Source organism: Neisseria sp. P0021.S007, assembly GCF_051956855.1.
The window spans coordinates 1-1,864 of the sequence record NZ_JBQCXA010000030.1 but is presented as its reverse complement, the minus strand read 5'-3'; the positions used below and the strand labels follow the sequence as shown (position 1 = coordinate 1,864).

Sequence of the window (1,864 nt, the reverse complement as noted above, 5' to 3'; positions counted from 1 at the left end):
CTCTAATTCCGCTAACGCGTCCAGCATTCGCTTCTCGGTCGCTTTGCGATTGCGCTCCAAGTTCTCCAATGCGTCTAACAATGCGGTTTCTATCTCGGTCATCTGTTACCCCTATCTGCTGTTTTTCTGTGCTATGTACCGCCAAGCTCTGGTTTTGTCGTTGTTCGCGTAATACGGCGGCGAACTCGGGTCGGTCGCTACGCATACCCGCGTTGCTTTGCTGTTCTCGACCGGGCAATTTTCCAGTGTTAAACCTTTGGTCTTGGTGTTCAACAGGTCTAGTGTGCGCTCTGCTTCGGCTCTCTGCTGTTTCAGGTCGTCCAATTCGCTGTTTAAGCTCAATATCACTATGAGCAATATCGCGGCGACTATCAAACCTGTTGCCGATATGCCTAGCAAGCTCCACAGATAGGGCTTGAATACTGCCTTGCTCATGCGTAACTGTTGGGCGTGTATATCGGCGGTTATTTTCTGCTCGCTTTGCTTCAATGCCTCGTTGATATTTTGCCGTAGCGTGTCTAAGTCTGCTTTCGTTTGCTGCTCTATGCTGGTGGCTTCGGTGCGTGATGTCTGCTCGAAGGTCTTCGCCAAATCGGAAATCTTGCTCATACAGTGCGCCTTTCAGTCGGATGTTGCGCCCTTTGGGGTCTGGGTTCTTGATGCTGATGCTGCTGGGGGTCGCTCGTGATATTTCAAAACCTGCCTTTTCCAGCGTTTCCAGCACGTCTGCGCGGCTTTTTACCTTGCCTGCTAGGGCTAGGGCTTCTAAGCCGTCTGTGATGCTCTGTGCGGCTTCCTGCGTGTTTCTCGGCAGGTCTTTGGCTTGGGTCATGCTCTGCCGTTTGGCAGGGTCGTCTGGGTCGCTGTATCCGTGCGTCAGGTTCTGCATGGTGCGCCATGCGTCCACTCTGCCCCTGTCGGCGGCGTAGTAGTAGGGCTGTAACCGCTTTCCGCTCAAAAGCTCGATGTTTGGTATCACGAAGTTGAGTTCCAACCGCCCTTTGTCTCGGTGTTCTACCCATAGGCAGTTGTATTGGTCTTTGTCCAAGCCTGCAAAAATACACTCTTCGAAGCTGTCCATCAGGGCGCGTTTCTGTTCGGCGGGAATGTTGCTTTCTTCAAAGCTCAGGCAGCCGGCGGTGTATTTCTTGGCGTAATCGCTGCTGTCTATCAGGGCGGCGGTTTCTTCGGGGTCGCCGCGTAATAATTTGGCTTCTTCTCGGTCGCGGTCTTTGCCTAGAAGATAGTCTATCGGACCACTCCCGCCGCCTTTCCCCCTATTGAAAAACTGCACAATCATTGGGACTGTCCTCCGTTTTTTTCTTTGGCTAAAAAATCCCGTAGGGAATTTAGGGAACGTTCCAACGCTGCCAGCTCGGTCGTCGCCTTGAGTGCTTCCACATTGCCCAACGTGCCGACCTTTGCGGCGGTGTTCAGGGTCTTGGCTATTTGGTTCAGGTTGTTACCCATTCCTGCAAGTACCCGCACGACTTCGGGCGGGAATTGGAATTTGACGGTTTTTTTGTCGGATGCTTTGCCATCTTCCAAAACCCGCTCCCGAATGTAGCGGGCTAAATTCGGATGGGTCTTCTGTCGGGTCAAAGTCTCAAACTCGGTCGGACTGACTCGGATGATGAGTTGCTTTGTTCGCTTTTCTGACATTTTTTTTCCTGTCGTTTGGGGGCTTTTTTTGCCTGTGTAAGCAGGCAAAAAAAGTCCTACGGGGGTCAAGGGGAACTCCCCTTGCAAGGCATTAAGCGATAGCGCAATGTAGCCTTGCTTTATGTTTCTGTTGTGAAAACGTTGCCATGATAAGCCAACAGTTTCAGAACCGCAACCAACACAAAGGGCGACGGTTTCAGGT

3 protein-coding genes are annotated in these 1,864 nt (G+C 51.9%); 1 reads left to right on the top strand and 2 read right to left on the bottom strand.

What is annotated here, in order from left to right; all coding sequences use genetic code 11:
• Nucleotides 1-111: 111 nt before the first annotated feature.
• Entirely contained in the window at nucleotides 112-609 is a 498-nt protein-coding gene (locus ACTHUR_RS10785) for an MbeB family mobilization protein (protein WP_240600421.1), read from the bottom strand.
• 424 nt (nucleotides 610-1,033) lie between these two features.
• Here ACTHUR_RS10785 and ACTHUR_RS10780 point away from each other — a divergent pair, with 424 nt between their 5' ends.
• Nucleotides 1,034-1,204 (top strand): hypothetical protein, encoded by a 171-nt coding sequence (locus ACTHUR_RS10780; RefSeq protein WP_440398573.1) that lies wholly within the window; start codon nucleotides 1,034-1,036, stop codon nucleotides 1,202-1,204.
• A 92-nt stretch (nucleotides 1,205-1,296) separates the two neighbouring features.
• Here the strand turns inward: ACTHUR_RS10780 and ACTHUR_RS10775 are convergent.
• The coding region (locus ACTHUR_RS10775; protein ID WP_440398572.1) for a MobC family plasmid mobilization relaxosome protein at nucleotides 1,297-1,864 on the bottom strand (568 nt) is incomplete at its 5' end.